The organism is Symbiobacterium sp., assembly GCF_040797425.1.
Lineage (GTDB): Bacteria > Bacillota > Sulfobacillia > Symbiobacteriales > Symbiobacteriaceae > Symbiobacterium.
In genome coordinates, this window is sequence record NZ_JBFNEH010000006.1 from 14,846 (window position 1) to 32,355 (window position 17,510).

Consider the following 17,510-nt stretch of genomic DNA (forward strand, 5'->3'; position numbering starts at 1 on the left):
GCTACTCGCCCTGGAGCCGGGTGATGCCCTCGGCCGACCCGATGACCACCATCACGTCGCCCTCGGCGATGCGCTCGGCGGCCCGCGGCGAGACGATCACCCGGTTCCCCCGCTTGATGGCCATCACGTTCAGCCCGAAGCGGTGAGGCAGATCGAGTTCCAGCAGGCTCTTGCCCAGCACCGTTTTGGGGGGAGCAATCTCGGCCATGCCGTACTCATCAGACAAGCGCACATAGTCGATGATGCCGCCCGTGGCGATGTTGCTGGCCACGCGGATGCCCATGTCCCGCTGCGGGTAGACGACCCGGTCGACGCCCAGGTGCTTCAGGATGCGGCCGTGGGCCTCGTCCTGCGCCTTGGCCACCAGGTAGGGCACGCCGAGATCCCGGCAGTTGAGCACCGTGATCACGCTGGCCTCGACGTTGTCGCCGATCGCCACGATGACGGTGTCGAACTCCTGAATGCGCAGTGCGCGCAAGGCGGCCGGGTCAGTGCAGTCGGCCCTGACCACCCGCCCGAGCACGGGCGCCAGGTCGTCCACGCGGCTTTGATCGATGTCCACCGCAAGCACGTACTGCCCCATCTCGGTGAGCGTCCGGGCGACGCTGGCGCCGAACCGTCCGAGTCCGATTACCGCATATCGCTTGCGCATGGTCGCTGCTCCCTTCGCTGACGGGTGAGTGCCCGGTGTCGCTAGCCCCCAATATACTCCAACTCCGGACAAGTGGAAAGCCCACCCGGGAAGGGTGGGCGTGAGGAACGACGTTACAGGCTGGCCTTGGCCTTCTCCACCAGGGCGGAGAAGCCGGCGGCGTCGTTGACGGCGATGTCGGCCAGGACCTTGCGGTTCAGCTGCACGCCGGCCTTGCTGAGGCCGTTCATGAACTGGCTGTAGGTGAGACCGTTCATGCGGGCGGCGGCGTTGATGCGGGCGATCCAGAGCCGGCGGAAGTTGCGCTTCCGCTGCCGCCGGTCGCGCCGGGCGTAGTACAGCGCCTTCATCACGGTCTCGTTGGCGGGGCGGAACAGCTTGCTCTTGCCACCCCAATAGCCCTTGGCCAGCTTCAGGATCTTCTTATGCCGAGCACGGGTGGTCTTCCCGGGCTTGATGCGCGCCATGTTGCTCTCCTCCTATATCCGCTCCGGAGCCCCCACCCCGGAGCGCGGTGATGGTATATGGCTAGTGGGGCAGGATCTCCCGGATATTCTTCTGGAACGCCGGGGAGAGGACGAGGTTCCGCTTCAGGGCGCGGATCCGGCGCTCACGCTTGTGAGTGTTCTTGTGGTGCTTGTTCGTGGGGTAATGCTTGACCAGGCCGCTGCCCGTCAGCTTGAACCGCTTGGCAGCGCCGCGATGGGACTTCATCTTCGGCATGGCTGGGTTACTCCTCCTTACTGTTCCTGGCCCTGCTGGGCCGACTTGGATTCGAGGTTCGGCTTCGGGGCCAGGATCATGATCATGTTCCGGCCCTCAAGCTTGGCGGGGCGTTCCACGACGCAGATGTCCTTGACGGCCTCGAGCAGCCGGTCAAGCACCTCCTTGCCCAGTTGGGCGTGGACCACCTCGCGGCCGCGGAACATGATCGTGGCCTTGACCTTGTCTCCATCCCGGAGGAAGGCCTCCGCCTGACGCCGCCGCACCGCGAAGTCGTGCTCCTCGATGTTCGGCCGCATCTTGACCTCTTTGATCGTCACGACCTTCTGCTTCTTCCGCGCCTCGCGCTCCCGCTTCGCCTGCTCGTACTTGTACCGGCCGTAGTCCATGATCTTGCAGACCGGCGGCCGGGCGTTGGGCGCGACCTCCACAAGGTCGAGTCCCCGCTCCTCGGCGATGCGCAGCGCCTCGCGCACGGAGAACACGCCCAGCTGTTCGCCCGTTTCCGAGACAAGCCGGACCTCGCGGGCCCTGATCATTTCATTGACCCGGACCTGTTCCTTGATACACGTACACCTCCTGACCGCTGTGCCGGGACGGCCTCTGGCAGAGACACAGCAGAAACGGGTGGCCGAAGGCCACCCGTATCGTAAGCTGAACCGGCTACGCCGCCATGTGGCGACGACCCGACAACCCGACCTCGAAACCGTACTGGCAACCGGCCGTACGGTGAGAAGCGGTGGCTTCTGCTTCTGAGGTTCCCGTCTCTTCACTTGCGTGCCTAAGCGTACCATGTTGCGCACAGCTTGTCAAGCGTATGCGATCGTTCCGCGCAGCATTCGCCCGCGGACAACCCCCATCGCCCCCGGGTTCACTGGCGGCCATGCGGGGCGGTTGCTGCGGCCAGTTCCGCCGCACCCGGCTCCCGGGCCGGAGCCGGACGGGCCCGGCCGTCCACGCCGAGCCGGCCCACCACGAAGGCGCCCCAGCGGAAGCGGTTGAGGGCGTAGGTGACCAGCCCTGCAGCCAGCGCGGCCGCCATCCAGAGGGCCAGGATGATGACCTCCCGAGGCAGGTAGAAGAAGGGGCGGGCCACCCGCAGGAAGAGCTCCAGGAAGAACCAGTGGAGCAGGTAGATGCCGTAGGAGGCGCGGTTCACATGGTTGAGCAGCGCCGGAACCCGCTGGAAGCGCCCCGTGATCCAGAAGCCGACCAGGATTACGGCCACGGCGTAGACGAAGATATCGAACCGCTGCGAGGTGAGGGGCAGGAAGCCGGTCTCGGTGAAGTAGACGGCCGTTGCGGCCGAGGCAAGCAGCAGCAGCACGGCGCCCGGCCAATACCGCCCGAGCCACGCCTGGAACGCATCCCGTTCACGGCCCGAGTAGTAGCCCAGCACGTAGTAGAACACCCAGGCCGGCAGCAGGTGGTACCAGTTGAAGCCCAGGTACGGCAGGCTCACCCAGCCCAGGTTCAGTGCGGCCAGGTAGAGGAAGTTCACCACACCCGCCGCGGTGAGCATCACCTTGGGCCCGAAGCGGTCCATCAGCGGCTTCATGAGGGGATGGACGAGGTAGAACTGCATCACCACGAGCACGAAGTAGCCGTGATACCCGCCCCGGATGTTGTAAGAGAGCCGCGGGAGGAAGGGAACGTGCCAGTTGTAGGCCTGCCAGGCGGCGTAGAAAGCGGCGAAGACGAGGTAAGGCGTGAGCAGGTACTTCACCCGCAGCCAGATGGTCTCGCCGTACGTCCGCTTCCGCTTGGAGTAGCCGATGAGAAACGCGGACATGAACGCAAACACGGGCGTGCTGAAGAGCACCAGGGTTCTAACGGCGGTCAACCCCGGTCCCGCCTCGGCCCCACCGAGGGTCAGCGTGATCGAGTGCATCAGGACCACAGTGAGGCAGGCGATCGCCCGGACGATGATCAGTTCCGGAACAATTTTCTTGCGTTCCACGCCAGGACCTCCCAGAGCACCGCTACTGACCACGGCCTGGCGCCGGAGCGCCGGCGGGCGCGGTCGATCCCGGTCGTGGGTTCCTGCGGCCGCCCGACGGGGCGAACCGCACCAGTCTGCCGTCAAGCATGACGAAAGATGGCCCTCCTTGTGTTCGGACTGCGTACCGTAAACACTTCGGGAGAAGGCCATCGCTTGCCTGCTGATTCCGCAAAAAAAGTCTGGCCGGCATGTTCCAACTTCGGCCAGCACAGGAGACCGGCAGTACGGCATCGGTTTGCGGCGGCGCGAAAACAGCCCGGGGGCTCCCCGGGCTGTCCGTTCCAGCAGCGCCCTTCCTGTCTTAGATGGCCAGCGTGCCGCTGGGCGTGATGATCATCTGCAGGATGCGCTCCTCCAGGCCGGTCTGGGCGTTCACGTAGACCAGGTACGTCTCCTCCCCCAGCTTGCCGCGGAACTCCCAGGCGAGCACCTCGCCGTCGCCCGCCTCGGTGGGGATCAGGGCGAGGCGGGCCTCCTCCACCGCCAGTTCGGGGTTGAGCACTGCCGCGGCCTGCTCCTGCGTCACCACCGGAGCGAGGCCGCCCCGCTCCCGGTGCGACATCACGTAGCCGTACGCATCCACCCCCACCACCTCGCCACGGTCGAGCGCCACCCGCACCTTCACCTGGTCGGGGTAGACCAGCACGCCGTTCGGAGCGGCCACGAACTGCACCGTGGCGAAACCGTCCACCACCTCGCCGTAGGTGGGCGCCATCGCCGGGTAGCCGTGCGCCGCCAGGTAGGCGAGGCCGATCTCCCGGGCCTGCTCCAGGGTGAACTGCGCCTCCCCGGCCGGCCGGGCGTTCACGTAGGAGACCAGGTGGCCGCCCTCGCGGGTCACGTCCACCGTGATGGCGGGCTGCCCCTGGCCGGGCGAGAGGCGCACGGCGTAGACCGGAGGGATGCCCTCCCGCTGGTCCACCTGCACCACCGTCGCCGAGACCCCCTCGGGCAGGTAGGTGAGCGCCAGCCGCTGCGCCTCCTCGGCGGTGATCGGCGAGCCGCCCATGGCGGGGATGCGCTTCTCCAGGTGGTCGGAGAAGGGGCCGTCGTAGACCAGCACCGGCATCTGGTCCATCTGGGGCCCGATCTGGTCCAGCCCGCCGGGCAGCAGGCTCTTCTCCGACTGGTCCTGGGTGGCGTTTCGCCGCGCCAGGGTCAGCCGCTCCCGCCACCCGGAGAACAGGTCCGACAGCCCCGCGCTGGCCTGCGCAAAGCGGAAGCCGTCGCGGAGGGCCGCCTGGCCGCTCTGCCGCAGCTGCTCGGTGAGTTCGGTGGCCGCCTGGTACAGCCGGGCCAGTTCCTGCCGCTGCGCCTGTTCCATCGCCCGGCCGGCGGCCTCGCTGCGGACAATGCTGTAGGCGAAGTCGCCCACCTGGTTCAGGAACTTGCCCGTGGCGGCGCCCAGCTCCTCCGGCAGGGGCAGGGCCATGAAGTTCGCTGCGGCAAGGCTCGCCCGGCGGTAGACCTCGCCCATGTAGAGGGCGTTCTGCCGGGTGGAGCCGGCGGCCAGGCTCTTGCCCATCACGCCCCGCATGGCCTCCACGTGGCTGATCATCTCGGCGAAGTTGCGCTGCCGTTCGGCCTCGAGTTCATACGCCAGGGCCTGGGTCTGCCGGACCAGGTGGGCGGTCCAGGCGCCCCACACGCCCAGGGCGGTCGCCGCGATCACCCCGGCGGCGATGCCGCCCACAAGGCTGCGACGCACGGGCTACCCCTCCCTTCTCAGCGGGCGAAGACGTGGCTGCCGATCTGGGTGATGATCGGCCGGGACCAGACCCACTGGCTCACGGCCGTGGCCGGGTTCCAGAAGAAGACGGCGCCGTAGGTGGGATCCCAGCCGTTCACGGCGTCCCGGGCCGCCCGGAGGTCCTCGGCGGTGGGCGGGGTGCTGTAGATGCGCCCGTTGCTGACCGACTCGAAGGCGTAGGGCTCGTAGATCACCCCTTCCAGAGTCTTGGGGAAGCGGGGGTCGGCCACCCGGTTGAGCAGCACCGCGGCCACGGCCACCTTCCCCTCGTAGGGCTCCGCCTCGGCTTCCGCCCGCACCACCCGGGCCAGCAGGTCGATGTTGACCCCCGGGCGGGACGTGGCCGCCTGGGTCTGCCCTCCGTAGCCCAGGGCCTCCCACGTCTGCGAGCCGACCACGCCGTCCACGGTGAGGCCGTTGCGCTGCTGGAAGAGGCGCACGGCCCCGGCGGTCTGGCTGCCGAAGACGCCGTCCACCGCGCCGTTGTAGTAGCCCCACTCCTTCAGCTTGCGCTGCACGTCCCGCACGGCGTCCCCCGTGGCCCCCTGGCGCAGGGTAGGCCGGGCGGCCGCCTCCACCTCCCCGCGGCCGCCGGCGGGCCCGCGGGGTAGGAGGCCGCCGGGGCCGAGCACGAACGCCGCGCAGAGCACCAGCACCGCTGCGATCCCCTTGCGCACGTCTGCTCCCTCCGTTCAAACCGATCGTCTGCGCCCTAGTCTGTCACCGCGGTGCCCGTGCTATGTTGCGTGCAGCGCAGGACGACAGAAACTGGATGCGCGCCGGCCCCGGTCACGATCACGGAAGACAGAATCAGGATGCACGACGGCCACCGGAAGGGGACAGAATAACGCCAGCATGCCACTGCCAGGTGGCGCCCAACGACCGCTCAAGTGAGGGGATGCGCGTGCTCAAGCGGCGGACCCGTCTGTTCTTCTGCGCGCTGCTCAGCGCGGCGCTGCTCGGCGCCGCGGCGTACCCGCCCGCGCCCGCCCGTGCGGCCTCGCCCGGTGCCATCCTCCCGGTCCGAGACGGCAGCGGGACCGGCCACGCCGAAACCGACGGCGCCCTCCCGGCGGCCGCGCCGTCCGAGACCCGGCCGGCGCCGCCGGGAGGCGAGCAGGGCTCCCACACGGGGGAGGCGCCCGTGCCTGAGTCGCCGGCCGAACCGGAGAAGCCCGACTTTCCGGCGCTACTCAAGGAGATCTACCAGCGCAGGGCCCGGCGGTTCGTCGAGGGTCCGGCCGGGCCGCCGCTCCAGGACGACTTCCTGCTGGAGAAGAAGACCGCGCAGTGGGCCCTGGCGCACGAGGAGGCCAAGTACAAGTATGTAGAGACCTGGGCCCGGGAGCGGGGGGTCCGGTTCGTCGAGGCCAGGAGCGACATCTGGGCGAAGGAGCTCAAGGTGACGGAGGACCGGGCGCGGTTCTACGTGGCCCAGACCCTTCAGCTGGGCTACCAGTACCCCGGAGAGGAGGTCGTGAACCGGTTCGGCGTGGGCAGCCACCACATCATCGAGCTGCACCGCACGGCGGACGGCCGGTGGCTCATCGGCCTGGAGTGGTACTCCGACCCGCTGGGTGACGAAACCGAGACGCCCGCGGAGACGCCCAAGCGAAGGCCCGCAGCGGGCGGTCCGCGCCGGACGCTCGCCGGGGGGCCGGGGACGTTGGATGCGGCTGCCGCGGCCGCAGGGGCGGTCGGGACGTCCGCCGGGGCCGCCACGGAACTGGCGGCGCGCCGCTACAACCGGGAAGGGGCCGTGCAGTATGCCGACACCTATTGCGGCCTGGCGGCGGGCTGCGGCAACGGGAACAAGTACAACCCCAAGTTCCGGAACTACATGGGTGAGGGCGGCGACTGCGCCAACTTCGTCTCCCAGGCCCTGCGCCACGGCGGCAACCTGCCGGTGCCCTACTTCACCCGGGTGGACGGCCTCATCTCCCACCTGCGCTACGCCGGCCTCGGCGACCTGGTGGCCAGGGGCGACTTCGGCACCGTGTGGCAGATCGCCGCCGGCAAGCCGAGCGGCTTCCGGTCGTTCGTGAAGCCCGGCGACGTGCTGGCCTACCAGTACAAGGGGAAGATGGCCCACGTGGCCCTGATCACGGGCTTCGACAGCCGGGGCTACCCGGTGGGCAACTCGCACACCGTAGACCGCTACCATGTCCCGTTCGACCTGGGCTGGGACAAGTCGACGATCTACTGGTTCGTGCAGATGCGTGAATAGAAGCGGGCCGGGGGAAGCCCTCCGGCCCGCGACGCTTGTTCTGGCACCTCGCTCAATCCCCCACCTCGCTGGCGGGCACGGCCGGCGCCTGGCCGAGCTCCCGGGAGCGCTCGGTAGCCCGGGCGATGGCCCGCACTAGGGCCTGCGTGAAGCCCGCCTCCCGCAGGACCTGCAGCCCCGCCGCCGTTGTACCGCCGGGCGAGGTGACCTGCTCCCTGAGCTCCGCCGGGTCGGCGCCGGTGGCGGCCAGCGTCATGGCGGCGCCCTTCACGGTCTGCAGCGTGAGGGCCCTGGCCACCTCCGGGGAGAGGCCCACCGCCTCGCCGGCCTCGATCATCGCCTCGACGAGCAGGTAGATGTAGGCCGGCCCGCTGCCCGAGAGGCCCGTGACGGCGTCCATCTGCTCCTCGGGCACGGTGCAGACCTGGCCCACGCTGCCCAGGATGGCGGTCACCAAGTCCATCGCCTCGGGGGTCGCAAAGCGGCCGCCGCAGATGGCCGTGGCCGACTCCCCGACCTGGCACGACGTGTTGGGCATCGCCCGGATCACGACGACGCCGGGCGTCACCCGCTCCTCGATGTACCGGGTGGTGATGCCCGCGGCCAGCGAGAGCAGGATCTGCCCCTGCCGGAAGCGCCCGCCCACCTCGGCCAGCAGCCCGCCCACATCCTTCGGCTTGCAGGCCACCACCAGCACCTGGCAGACGTCGACCACGGACCCCTTGCTGCCGGCGGTGCGCAAGCCGTAGCGCCGGGCCAGGTAAGCCAGCCGCTCCCGATCGGAGCGGTTGCTGACCAGCACCTGCTCGGGCCGGACGATACCGGCGTTCAACATGCCCCGGATCAGCGCCTCTGCGATGGCGCCAGCCCCCAGGAAGCCCACGTTTCCCGTCAACATCCGCTCCACCTCCGTAAGCGTTCGCCCGGCCGGCCTCAAACCAAAAGCCCTTCGCCCTCCTCATGGAAGGGCGAAGGGCTTGCTGCCTCCGCGGTACCACCTTCATTGGCCGCCTCTGCGGCCCACTCGCACAGGTCTGACAACCCGTGGCCACGGTTAACGGCTGGCCAGACCGGGGCGGCTCGTCGCCGCCGGCTCCGGGGCGGGTTCGAGCGGCTCGTGCCGACCCGGGCTCTCAGCACCGCCTGGGTGGCGGGCCCGGGCTCTCTGCCGGCGGAGGGTACGCTCTACTGTTCCCCATCCTCGCCTTTCGGTATTGACTGCATCTTACCAGTGAAACGTCGCCCCGTCAAGTCCTTTTTTGCTTTAAAGCGCGCAAGGTCCTGCTCAGCCGGATGAACTCCTCCTGCAAGGCCTCGGCCTCCCCCTCCTGCGGGGCGGCCAGGGCGGCGCTGAGCTGGGCCAGGCGGGTCTCCAGCAGCAGAATCTCCTCCGCGGCGGAGCGCGCAGTCTCGGTCCAGCTCCCGACCCGCCGGGTAAACTCGGCGTAGTTTCCCCGGAAGAACTCGAGCCGTCCGTCCGCGACGTGCAGGATGCAGTCGGCCAGTCGCTGTACCAGGTAGCGGTCGTGGGAGACGAGAATCAGGGTGCCCGGGTAGTCGGCCAGCGCCTCCTCCACCCGCTCCCGGGAGGCGAGGTCCAGGCCGTTGGTGGGCTCGTCCAGCACCAGCAGGTCGGGATCGGCCAGGAGGAGCTTCGCGACCGCCAGCCGCACCCTCTCGCCGCCGGAGAGCACCTCCACCGGCTTATACACTTCATCGCGCCGGAAGAGAAGACAGGCCAGCAGGGTGCGGATGTGCGGCTGATCGGCGGCGGGGTTGCCACCGCTGGCCTCCTCCAGCACCGTATTGCGCGGGTCCAGGGTCTCCAGCTCCTGCGCCAGGTAGCCGACCCTCACCGGCGCCACGTACAGGCGCCCCTCCGCGGGCTTCAGCTCCCCGGTGAGCAGGCGGACCAGCGTGGTCTTGCCGCTGCCGTTGGGGCCCAGCACCGCCACCCGGTCTCCCCGCTGCACATAAAAGGAAGCGTTGCGGAACAGCCAGCGCCGGCCGTCGTAGGTAAACCCCAGGCCCTCGGCCAGCACCAGGTTGCGGGCCACGTCGGTGCCGCCCCGCAGGGAGAGGTGGACGCGCTCCTGCTCCCGGGGCTTCTCCACCTTGATCCGCTCCAGCCGCTTCTCCCGCGCCTTGGCCACCCGCATGTGATCGCGGGCACTGTTGCGATCAAACCCCTTCTGGAACGGGCTGGCGGTGGGGTCGGGGCGGGCGTTGTGGGCCCGGTTCGCCCATTCCCGCTCCCGGCGGATCGCGGCTTCCAGCTGCCGCTTCTTCCGCAGGTACTCCCGGTACTCGGCGTCGGCCCGCTCCCGCTCAGCCTGCTTCTGCCGGGCGTAGGCGGTGTAGTTGCCCGCGTACTCCCGGATGCGGCCGTTCTCCAGTTCGAGGATGCGGGTGACCACCTGGTCCAGGAAGTACCGGTCGTGGCTCACCAGCAGCACGGTGCCCCGGTAGCGGCAGAGGACGTCCTGCAGCCAGTCCAGTCCCTCGGTGTCGAGATGGTTGGTGGGCTCGTCCAGCAGGAGGAGCTCCGGGGTCCCGGCGAGCACCTGCGCCAGCGCCGCCCGGGTCTTCTGCCCGCCCGAGAGGGCGCCGGCCGGGCGGCGGAGCAGGGCCCGGTCGATGCCGCAGCGGCCCAGCAGGACGGGATCCACCGGGCCCAGCAGCTCGCCCAGCGGCCGGTCCGGGTCCCACCGGTCCTCCTGGCTGAGGTAGCCCCGGCTGATGTCCGGGTGGATCCAGTGGAGCGTGCCCCCGTCGGGCGCCAGCTCGCCGGCGAGGATGCGTAGCAGGGTGGACTTGCCGCAGCCGTTCAGCCCTACCAGCCCGACCCGCTCCCCCTGCGCCAGGTCGAAGCTGACGCCGTCCAGCACCGTCCGGTCAGCGAATTCTTTCCGCAGGTTGCGGACTTGCAGTATCATCATCGGGAACCGCCTCCTCCGTGATGGTCGGGGCGGCCCCGTGCACGGGCCTGACAAAACAGGACCACGGTTCCTCCCGTGGTCCTGATCTCCGCAGTAGAATACGAAGTGTGCGACATGCGCAGACAGGCGCCACCGTGACGGGACCGCTTCAAGCCGCGCCCGGTCCGCCGGCCATCCAGCCGGTGGTGCGAGCGCCGTGTTCAGCTTAGAAAGCGGTCGTCCGCTTCACGGTCGTGTACCTCCGCCTGTGGCAACAGATTTCGTAACCAGTGTAGGGGTTGGCGAAGTGAAAGTCAAGGGAGCTGGGGGGCCATGAGCGCTGAGCGACGAGCGGTGCGCGAATAAGTTCTTCCTTGGCGGGCACAAGATGAGGAATGGGCACTCCGATCAGGAGTGCCCCGGAGCCCGCATGTTGCCGCCTCATCATTCGAGACGGCGGTCGAGGACTCTGTATGAGGGTTCGACCGCTACCGGGTAGCGGGAGAGATGCCCTGGTAAGGGTCAGCATGAACGCGATGAGCTTCGAAGAGCTCAGTTTCGAAGGTAAAGGTCACGCTGATCTTCACCACGTGGCATCCTCCTTTCGGAGGCGGGCCTGCGATTGCTCCCATACGCACAGTAGCACAGAACACACCGCACGGTCTGTCGAAGGCTGTCGGTGTGTTCGCTCTTTCGTTCGCCACTGTTCAGCAAGAAGCAACCGTCCCCCGCAACCAGAAAATGCCCCCCGGTACTGTGCAGTCAGAACCGTCGGTCGCGGATTAGGAAACAGCCCGCTGCCGGATCTCCCGGAGGATCGAGACCAGCCGATCCACCTGTTCCAGCGAGAACAGCCCCTCCGGCCCCGTAGGGCTGAGGTCGGTAAAGGGCGACTCGTACAGCCGCCCGGGGTCCATGACCCCGTGGTCAGTCAGGTGATCGATGATCAGGTTGACAAACTCAATCTGATTCGCCGTGGCGGTCGAGTCCTTGAGGAAGTCTGCGAAGGCCCGCTTCGCGGCCTCCCGGTCCAGCCCGACCAGCGACCGGATGAAGAGCCCGAGGCCGTCCGATGCGGCCTTCGCGGCCTCCAGCTCCTCCGGTGAGCCCACTCCGGCTTCCATCATCATGCGCTCCAGCTCCGTCAGATCGGTAGCGGTGAGCGGCCGGTTGGTACGGAGCTTCCGAATGGTTACGTGATCCGCAACATCCAGCAGGAACTGGCGGGCCTTGGCCCGGAAGCGCTCCAGATCAGGTCCGCCGCCCAGGTCGGTCAGCACCACCTCGACCCCCGTACCGATCTCGTCCTCGAAGTCGGTGTAGATCGGCTTGCGCCTCTGCCTGTCGATGAAGGGGATGAGGCCGCGCAGGCGTCGCCGGGCGATCTCCAACATGTCCACCGTGACACCTTGCCACCAGGCGTCCGTCTGCATGTCAAGGATCAGCTCCATCTCCGCCGCAACCAGGGGTATGGCCGCTTTCTCCTCCAGCAGCCCCACAAGGTCCCGTACCTTGCTCTGAAGTCGCTTGAAGCGGGGGCTGCCGCGGAGCAGGTCCAGCTGGAGGCCCAGCATCAGCAGGTCGAAGCGCTTGCTCTCCTCCGGCTCGGGCTCCAGCCCGCTGGGCAGGCCGGCAACCTCGCTGAGATCCAGATAGTCGGACGGGCTCAGAGACTCCCAGGCCTCCGCATCCGCGTACCGCTCCACAAGGCGACGCTTGGGACGGACGACGAAGTTGTCGACGTTCATGGACGCGATCTCCGTGCGCAGCAACTCGGCGTTGGCCTGACGCACCGCAGCCAGCGTGGACGTTCCGCCATAGGGCGCATCGCCTTCCCCGACCTGGCCGCCGCCCTGCAGCCGCCGGTCCAGCTCCTTAATGAGCTCCAGGCGGGTGGTGAACAGCCGCTTGCTGAGCGATTCGCCGATCGCCCCCTCTGTCGTCTCGGCGTTCTGGCTGAAGAACTCCAGGTTCTGGCAGAAGTCGAAGATGTAGAAGTACTCCTTGTCCCGGCCGGGGCCGAACAGGTCGGGGCATAGGCGGGTCCCGCGGCCGATCATCTGCCAGAATTTGGTCTTCGACCGGACGATCTTGAAGAAGACCAGATTCACAACCTCGGGCACGTCGATGCCGGTGTCCAGCATGTCCACCGAAATGGCGATGTGCGGCGGCTTGTTCGGGTTGGAAAAGTCGTCGATCAGGCTCTGCGCGTACTCGGTCTGGAAGTCGATCACCCGCGCAAACTCGCCCTTGAGGTGCGGGTAGTTGGCGTTGAAGCGTTCCTCGATGAACTTGGCATGGTCGTGGTTCTTGGCAAAGATGATCGTCTTGCCCAGGCGGTCGCCTCCGGCCACTTTGATGCCGCGGGTCATCAGGTACTCCAAGACCTTGTCGACGGTATCCGCGTTGAAGAACCACTTGTTGACCGCCTGTGCCGAGACGCTCTCAGGGGGCTCCTCCCCCTCACCCCAATCGATGAGGTCCCACTGCTCCTTCTCTTCGGGGGACAGATCGTCGTACTTGATCCCTTCGCGCTGGAACTTCAGGGGCACGGAGACCGCCTTGAACGGGACCAAAAACTTGTCCTTGACCGCGTCCTCGTAGGTGTACGCGTCGGTCGGAACGCCCTCCTCCAGGTCGAACAGGCGATATGTATTCCGATCAACCTCCTCCTTGGGCGTGGCCGTGAGCCCCAGGAGCAGAGCGTCAAAGTACTCGAAGATCGCCCGATACTTGTGAAAGACAGAACGGTGCGCCTCATCGATGACGACAAGGTCGAAATAGCCCACACCGAAGCGGCGCTGCCCGTCCTTCTTCTCGTTGATCAAGTTCATCATGGTCGGGTAGGTGCAGACGTAAACCCGACCTTCGGTGGTCTTGTCCGTTACGAGGTTGACCGGTGCGGAATCGGGCAGGTATTTCTTGAACGCGCCGACGGCCTGGTTGACCAGCGCCAGCCGGTCAGCCAGGAAAAGCACGCGCTTCACCCAGTTGCAGCGCATGAGTAGGTCTACCAACGCGATGGCAGTACGGGTCTTGCCGGAGCCCGTGGCCATGACGAGCAAGGCCTTGCGCCGCTTGTCGCTCTCAAAGGCCTCGCCCACCCGACGGACGGCGCGGATCTGATAGTAGCGGTTGACAATGTCGGTGTTGATCGGCGCCTCACGCAGCGACTTGCGGCTGGTCCGGCGCTGGATGAGGAGTTCCAACTCGTCCCGTGTGTAAAACCCCTGCACGCGCCGGGGCGGGTACATGGTATCGTCCCAGAGCCAGTGCTCGTACCCGTTGGTGTAGAAGATCACCGGACGGCGGCCAAACTGCCGCTCCAGACAGTCGGCATAGAGCTTGGCTTTCTGTTGGCCAACTCGCGGGTCTTTGCGAGTGCTCTTGGCCTCGACCACAGCAAGCGGCAAGCCATCGGCCCCCCAAAGGACATAGTCCACATAACCCTCTTCACTCTCGTTTGGCATACCCTCCACAGGGAACTCCCGGTCGCGGGGCTGATCGAGCGCCCAGCCGGCCTCCCTGAGCAGCAGATCGATGAAGGCGTCGCGGGTCTCCTCCTCGGAGTAGTCGTGTAGATCGGGCTGCGCCTCATTGGCCCGCTTCGCGGCCGCGATCTCCGCCCGCAGCCGCTCCAACTCCGCGTTCAGGGCATCCCTGTCCGCCTGCAGCTGGGCCAGCTGCTCGTCCCGCTCACGCAGCTCGGCCTCCAACCGCTCGAGGGCCTCCCGGGACTGCGGGGAAACAGCCTGAGCGGGCGGCAGCAGACTGGGGTCGAAGGAGAGCGACGGATCGGGCCTGGCGCCCCGGGCGTAGGTGCGGGCAAGCCAGTAGGTCACGTGGAACAGCTCACGCACTGCCAGCAGGGCGTCCCGCTTGTCCACGGGGCCCGGTTCGTGCACGGCCTCGTTGCCCAGGCGCATGATGAGCTGAGCCTTGTAGAAGATCTTGTTGCCGACGGTCTCCCTGAAGGTGGGCTCATGGATCAGCGCGCTCAGGTTGCTCTGATACGGCCGGCGCAGAGAAGAGTCATACCGGTAGAGCCAGTGGACGAGCCGCTCCAGCGTGTACCGCGCGTAGAAGCACGCGGCCCGAGGGTCGCTGTTGACGAGGGACTCCGCCCGCTGAGCGTTTTCGAAGAGGTCGGGCCACTCTTCGGCCAGGAAGGCGAAGTTGCTCATGTTACAACTCCCCTTTGAAGGCACGGTGCTGCAGGGAGGCGTACAGGGCTTCGAACTGGACCAACGACGTGCGGTACTTCGACTTCAACTGTTGAATGGTTGAAACTTGCTCCCCAAATTTGCGCTGTCGCTCGATGGGGGGAACAACCAAAGTAATATCTGCTAACATGGTTTGATTGATCTTGTATGTGCCGTTGGTAGTTCTCGCTAGCAGTTCGATCTGGTGTCGAACCAACGGCGAGTTCCACATCTGCTCAAAAAACACCTTGTCTACCAGGTCAGCAGAAAGCCTAATAGCAATCATGGTGTCCGGGAAAATTACGCCAGGCATGGAATAAGGCGGAAAGTGCCCTCTGCCTACCAAGTCCAGGTTTCCGTTTCCCCGGCAGATCAGGAAATCATTTTCATCAACCATGTATTGTGGTCCTGGAATCGATACGAAGCTACCGTTTTTGACGGCAGTGACGTCAAATTCACTGCCCGTAATCGCACTGAGGGTTAAGACGTTGTAGTTGGCCGTACCGCCCTTAGCCGGTGATACCCCGTTCCGCGGCGGCGCAGTTAACAGTTCCTGGAGACGTATCGTCGGCCATCGCCTGGTATTGATGGCGATGTCCCCAAACGAGTCCACAAATAGAGTTCTAATGAGTCCATCAAGTGTTGTGAGACTTTTCCTCCGACTGTTGATGAGGGCCTCGGCCCGGTCGAGCACCTCCGCGATCCGCCTTTGCTGATCTAACGGTGGCAGGTAAATCTCGACCGCAGCCATTACCTCCTTCGAGATCTCCTTGAAAGTTGCACCTCTTCCCAGACTCTCTAGGTACAGTCGGTTCCTCCGCAACCAGTGATACAGAAACTTCGAGTCTACCTGTTTCGGATCCGGGACTAGGCTCTTAAACCCTTGGTTAGTGGCCATAGGCACCGTGTTAATTGCTACGTAGCCAATCGGAGCGCGCGAACTAAAGAGAACCGATCCCGGTGGGAGTATTTCTGCGGCGCAACTGTCCAGCCCAGCACGTGTAATCTTGCGTTGAGTGTCGGTGATATAAGGACCCGATAGCTCACTGAGATCTTTGGGCGTTGCCCACGGAATATCTCCGTCCCAGTAATCGGGACAGTTTGTGCGAGGAGTACCACCGGACACGATCTGGCAACAATCCCCCAACCGGGTCCGTCTCCATCCCCTCATCCCAGCATCCTCCTCAACTCTGTCAGCCCCTGCTGAATCTCCTCCTCCAGCCGGGCGAGGTCGGAGAAGATCTCCTGCGGCGAGCGGTGCTCCACCTCTTCGTGCTCCAGTTCCTTGTACCGGTTTAGGCTGAGATCGTACCCCTGCTCCGCGATTTCATCCTTCGGCACACAGAAGCTCTGGGCCGTGCGCGGGCGCTTCCGCTCAGCCCCCTTCCGTTCCTTCCAGCGCCGGAGCACATCGGGCAGGTTGTTCTTTTCGTGCTCCTCGGGCGTCAGCGGGCTTTCGGGCACCGGCCCCAGCTTCTCCAACGGCAGCAGCGGCTGCCGCTTGTCGTCGAGGCTCCAGCCGTCGGCCTGCACGTCGTAGAACCACACGTAGTCCGTGCCGCCCGAGTTCGTTTTGGTGAACACCAAGATAGCTGTGGATACGCCCGAGTACGGCTTGAAGGTGCCGCTGGGCAGCTTGATCACCGCCTCCAGCTTGTGCCCCTCTACCAACTCCTTGCGGATCGTCCTGTGCGCCTTGGACGAGCCAAACAGCACGCCCTCGGGGACGATTACCGCAGCCCGGCCACCGGGCTTCAGAAGCCGCAGGAAGAGCGCCAGGAAGAGCAACTCGGTCTTCTTGGTCTTGACCACCTGCAGCAGTTCTTTGGCGCAGTTCTCGTAGTCCAGCGATCCGGCGAAGGGCGGATTGGCGAGGATGAGGGTGTAGCGTTCCGCTTCGCCGGCGTTGTCGCTGCTCAGCGAATCGCGGTACTCGACCCGGGCGTTCTCCACTCCATGCAACAGCATGTTCATGTTGCCAATGCGCAGCATGGTCTGGTCGAAATCGAAACCGTGGAACATGGAGTTATGGAAATGCTGCCGCTTGGCATCATCCCGCAGCATCTCGGGATAATGCTTCCGCAGATACTCCCCCGCAGCCACCAGGAAGCCGCAGGTGCCGCTGGCCGGGTCGCAGATCACGTCGTCGGGCGTGGGGGCGGCGATCTCCACCATCAACTGGATGATGTGCCGCGGCGTGCGGAACTGGCCGTTCTGCCCCGCAGTGGCGATCTTCGAGAGCATGTACTCGTAGAGGTCACCGCTGGTGTCCCGATCGCCCAGCGGCACCTGATCCACCATGTCGACCACCCGGGCGAGAAGGGCCGGGGTCGGGATGGTAAAGCGCGCGTCCTTCATGTGCCGCGCGTAGGTGGAGCCCTCGCTGCCCAGGGCACGCAGGAAGGGGAAGACGTGCTCCGACATCACCTCATACATCTCAGCAGGCGCGAAATGCTTGAGGCGGGACCAGCGCATGTCGTCGTACGGGCGGCCCTTGGCGTCGGTCCCCTCCGGGAAGATTCGCCGCTCCATGGGCCGCTTGAGCCGCCGGGCCTTGTTCTCCTCAAGGATCTGCAGGTCATCAAGCCGGCGCAGGAAAAGCAGGTAGGTGATCTGTTCGATCACCTCCAGGGGGTTCGAGATGCCGCCCGACCAGAAGGCGTCCCAAATGCGGTCAATCTGATTGCGCAGTTCGCCAGTCAGCATGCGTGAGCAGACTCCCCACAAGTGTAGTAGTTCCAGTGCGTATCACTAAGATGGATGCTCCAACACCCTCCATATGTTCTCGATTTCTGCCCTGCTCCCCTCCCCTGGTGCGGCAGACCCCCGTTGTCGCCGCGTCAACCCCTACAAGATGACCCCGGCGGACCGCCGGGGTCATCTCATGCGCAGGCTGAGCAGGTTCAAGCTCAGTTGCTCGTCAGTCCCTTGCAAGCCGGGCTCAGAGCCATCGAAACGGCGGTTCTGTCGATGGGCCGCAAGCAGGGGAAGTGAGCGGCTGGCGATCGGTAAGCACATGCCCACTCACCGCTCACC

The 17,510-nt window shown here is 66.1% G+C and carries 13 protein-coding genes; 1 reads left to right on the forward strand and 12 read right to left on the reverse strand.

What is annotated here, in order from left to right:
• Position 1: 1 nt before the first annotated feature.
• The 7 genes from AB2385_RS03065 to sleB all read right to left on the reverse strand — a co-directional run bounded on the left by AB2385_RS03065 (position 2) and on the right by sleB (position 5,804).
• A complete protein-coding gene (locus AB2385_RS03065; RefSeq protein ID WP_367653456.1) occupies positions 2–652 on the reverse strand; it encodes a TrkA family potassium uptake protein in 651 nt (216 codons plus the stop codon).
• A gap of 113 nt (positions 653–765) precedes the next feature.
• Entirely contained in the window at positions 766–1,119 is a 354-nt protein-coding gene (gene rplT / locus AB2385_RS03070) for a 50S ribosomal protein L20 (protein WP_367653458.1), read from the reverse strand.
• Positions 1,120–1,180: 61 nt separating this feature from the next.
• Entirely contained in the window at positions 1,181–1,375 is a 195-nt protein-coding gene (rpmI, locus tag AB2385_RS03075) for a 50S ribosomal protein L35 (RefSeq protein WP_367653459.1), read from the reverse strand.
• Positions 1,376–1,392: 17 nt separating this feature from the next.
• Complete coding sequence (infC, locus tag AB2385_RS03080; RefSeq protein WP_367653534.1) at positions 1,393–1,941, reverse strand: translation initiation factor IF-3; 549 nt, start codon at positions 1,939–1,941, stop codon at positions 1,393–1,395.
• A gap of 305 nt (positions 1,942–2,246) precedes the next feature.
• Positions 2,247–3,335 carry an acyltransferase family protein gene (locus tag AB2385_RS03085; protein ID WP_367653460.1) on the reverse strand — a complete coding sequence of 363 codons (1,089 nt, stop codon included), beginning with the start codon at positions 3,333–3,335 and terminating at the stop codon, positions 2,247–2,249.
• Between the two features lie 343 nt (positions 3,336–3,678).
• On the reverse strand, positions 3,679–5,085 hold the full coding sequence (gene ypeB, locus AB2385_RS03090) for a germination protein YpeB (protein WP_367653461.1): 1,407 nt from the start codon (positions 5,083–5,085) through the stop codon (positions 3,679–3,681).
• Between the two features lie 17 nt (positions 5,086–5,102).
• A complete protein-coding gene (gene sleB / locus AB2385_RS03095) occupies positions 5,103–5,804 on the reverse strand; it encodes a spore cortex-lytic enzyme (RefSeq protein ID WP_367653462.1) in 702 nt (233 codons plus the stop codon).
• 227 nt (positions 5,805–6,031) lie between these two features.
• Between sleB and AB2385_RS03100 the strand changes: the two genes are divergently transcribed.
• Positions 6,032–7,354 carry an amidase domain-containing protein gene (locus AB2385_RS03100; protein WP_367653463.1) on the forward strand — a complete coding sequence of 441 codons (1,323 nt, stop codon included), beginning with the start codon at positions 6,032–6,034 and terminating at the stop codon, positions 7,352–7,354.
• A gap of 52 nt (positions 7,355–7,406) precedes the next feature.
• Here AB2385_RS03100 and proC read toward each other — a convergent pair whose 3' ends face one another.
• The 5 genes from proC to AB2385_RS03125 all read right to left on the reverse strand — a co-directional run bounded on the left by proC (position 7,407) and on the right by AB2385_RS03125 (position 17,180).
• A complete protein-coding gene (gene proC, locus AB2385_RS03105) occupies positions 7,407–8,252 on the reverse strand; it encodes a pyrroline-5-carboxylate reductase (RefSeq protein WP_367653464.1) in 846 nt (281 codons plus the stop codon).
• A gap of 349 nt (positions 8,253–8,601) precedes the next feature.
• A complete protein-coding gene (gene abc-f / locus AB2385_RS03110) occupies positions 8,602–10,293 on the reverse strand; it encodes a ribosomal protection-like ABC-F family protein (protein WP_367653465.1) in 1,692 nt (563 codons plus the stop codon).
• A gap of 761 nt (positions 10,294–11,054) precedes the next feature.
• The gene (locus AB2385_RS03115; RefSeq protein WP_367653466.1) at positions 11,055–14,456 is read right to left on the reverse strand and encodes a DEAD/DEAH box helicase family protein; all 3,402 of its coding nucleotides are present in this window, start codon (positions 14,454–14,456) and stop codon (positions 11,055–11,057) included.
• Position 14,457: 1 nt separating this feature from the next.
• Positions 14,458–15,645, reverse strand: a complete 1,188-nt coding sequence (locus AB2385_RS03120; protein ID WP_367653467.1) for a restriction endonuclease subunit S — start codon at positions 15,643–15,645, stop codon at positions 14,458–14,460.
• Positions 15,642–17,180, reverse strand: coding sequence for an N-6 DNA methylase (locus AB2385_RS03125; RefSeq protein ID WP_367653468.1), 1,539 nt, complete (start codon positions 17,178–17,180; stop codon positions 15,642–15,644). The genes AB2385_RS03120 and AB2385_RS03125 overlap by 4 nt, the downstream gene beginning before the upstream one ends.
• Between the last annotated feature and the right edge of the window lie 330 nt (positions 17,181–17,510).

Coding starts and splice junctions, on each gene's coding strand:
- rplT (WP_367653458.1), bottom strand. CDS start 1,119: ATGGCGCGCATCAAGCCCGGGAAGACCACCCGTGCTCGGCATAAGAAG.
- AB2385_RS03065 (WP_367653456.1), bottom strand. CDS start 652: ATGCGCAAGCGATATGCGGTAATCGGACTCGGACGGTTCGGCGCCAGC.
- AB2385_RS03120 (WP_367653467.1), bottom strand. CDS start 15,645: ATGAGGGGATGGAGACGGACCCGGTTGGGGGATTGTTGCCAGATCGTG.
- AB2385_RS03115 (WP_367653466.1), bottom strand. CDS start 14,456: ATGAGCAACTTCGCCTTCCTGGCCGAAGAGTGGCCCGACCTCTTCGAA.
- rpmI (WP_367653459.1), bottom strand. CDS start 1,375: ATGCCGAAGATGAAGTCCCATCGCGGCGCTGCCAAGCGGTTCAAGCTG.
- abc-f (WP_367653465.1), bottom strand. CDS start 10,293: ATGATGATACTGCAAGTCCGCAACCTGCGGAAAGAATTCGCTGACCGG.
- AB2385_RS03125 (WP_367653468.1), bottom strand. CDS start 17,180: ATGCTGACTGGCGAACTGCGCAATCAGATTGACCGCATTTGGGACGCC.
- proC (WP_367653464.1), bottom strand. CDS start 8,252: ATGTTGACGGGAAACGTGGGCTTCCTGGGGGCTGGCGCCATCGCAGAG.